The 1,035-nt window shown below is 59.7% G+C and carries 1 protein-coding gene; it reads right to left on the minus strand.

The features are described from left to right. Positions 1-25 precede the first annotated feature (25 nt). Positions 26-1,035, minus strand: a 1,010-nt coding sequence (locus F1735_RS38620; protein ID WP_222853176.1) for a hypothetical protein, incomplete at its 5' end; no start/stop codon positions are given.

The raw sequence follows: 1,035 nt of genomic DNA on the forward strand, positions 1-1,035 counted from the left end.
CGGCATGCTTCCCGTTACACGGTAATCAGGGGCGGTGGAGGTGCTCGCGCAGGAACCTGGCGTGCGAATACGGTTCGCGCTTGCGATAGTGGTCAGGCAGATCGAACATTGCCCAGTAGTAGTCTTCTCTGCCCCGCGTGACCTGCGTTGGCTTGCAGTATTTCAGCGGGTCGCCTGGCAGATCGGAGGACCAGCATCCGTCGCCAGTATGGAAAAACGGCACCACGCGGCGCTCACGCAGCGCGGCCGACAGCTCCGCAGGCGCCCCCTCCTCTGCAGCGATATCGGCATGCCATTCAAGACTTCTGGCGTTCATCATTGGGACGAGCGTGGGCGCTCCTTCTGCGTCAAAGAACAGAAAGCCGTGGGGATTGGTAAAAAGATAGTATTCAACGAATCCGTAGCGATCACACAGGCCCTGGACCATGGCGGCCGCAGCCGGGTCGCGCAAAAATCCAAACTCGTGGGCGCCCAGCTGACCGGCCTGGCTGCGTGATTGATCGAGGAAGTAGGTGTTCTGCAGAGCGTCGATGGCCGCCTCCAGCTGGTCGAGGGCGTCGGGCTCCTGCTTCCGGATAAACCGATGAATGAGGCCACGATTAAAGGCCGCCACGGCAAAGCTTGCGTCGGCGCGAGCAGTGAACATGATTTTCTTGCAGGGCAGATCGGCGGCCGCCTCGCAAAACTCCAGCCCATCCATGTCCGGCATCGCGTAATCGATCACCACGACGGTGGGCAGCGAAAAACGCTGGGGATCGCCGACAAAGTGATAGATACGCTCCAGGTCGCTTTCGGCGGTCGTGCCCCCTTCACCGCACTCATCTTCAAAGCCCAACAGTTGGGGTCCACCTGGGTCCACCCTGCTGAAAATGTCCGACACCCAGTCGAGTGCCGCGCGAGCCCGGTTGAAGGTGGTCTTTGCCAGGCTTTGTTCGAGGTGGAAATCCAGTACGGCCAGTGAAGAACGATCATCATCAATCACAACCGTCATTGTCGGGTGACGGTAAAGCGGCAACTGGACTGGCATGCATGTCT

This window comes from Massilia genomosp. 1 (assembly GCF_011682185.1).
Taxonomy (GTDB): Bacteria; Pseudomonadota; Gammaproteobacteria; order Burkholderiales; family Burkholderiaceae_D; genus Telluria_A; species Telluria_A rubra.